Annotated in this window: 1 protein-coding gene; it reads left to right on the forward strand. The window is 43.6% G+C overall.

Features of this window, described 5'->3' with window-relative positions; genetic code table 11:
• The first annotated feature begins 181 nt into the window (after nt 1-181).
• Nucleotides 182-487 (forward strand): Dabb family protein, encoded by a 306-nt coding sequence (locus tag ADK28_RS03050; RefSeq protein ID WP_204375360.1) that lies wholly within the window; start codon nt 182-184, stop codon nt 485-487.
• Nucleotides 488-562: the final 75 nt, after the last annotated feature.

Below are 562 nucleotides of genomic sequence, written 5' to 3' on the forward strand. Positions count from 1 at the left end.
GTATGCATACTGAAAACGAAATTGCTGCAGGTCGTCTGAAGTTAAAACTGAATGGGGATAACTGTCTGACGACCCCGCAGGCGACTGAGTGATAACAAAAATAAATTTTAATTGGAGGTTTGTTTAAACTTCCGGTTAAGACCATTAGATCTGTCATACATTAATGGTCGTAACAGGAGTCATGATGATTCGTCATATTTTATTTATTACATTTACTGATAGTGCACTATCGGAACAAATACTGGCCGTCAGAACAGCGTTTCTGCAGATCCCCGATCTGATTGACGGCATTACAGGCGTGGAATGGGGCATCAACAACAGCCCTGAAGGCAAGAATAGCGGCTTCACACACTGCGTACTGATGACGTTTGCCGATGAAGCAGCACGCCAGCGATATCTGCCGCATCCGGCACATGAGGCGCTGAAAACAATCTTCAGGCCTATCCTGAGGGACATTATTGTGCTGGATTATACCTTGGTTCTCTGATTTATTTTTTTCTGTAGACTGGTAACCCGATTGGATTTGAATGAAATGACACAAACGATGACGGATGACGCAAAA

This window comes from Serratia sp. 506_PEND (assembly GCF_001076875.1).
Classification (GTDB): Bacteria; Pseudomonadota; Gammaproteobacteria; order Enterobacterales; family Enterobacteriaceae; genus Serratia; species Serratia marcescens.

Excerpts from the sequence above, each read along its gene's own strand:
- ADK28_RS03050 (WP_204375360.1), top strand. The coding sequence starts at position 182 with ATGATGATTCGTCATATTTTATTTATTACATTTACTGATAGTGCACTA.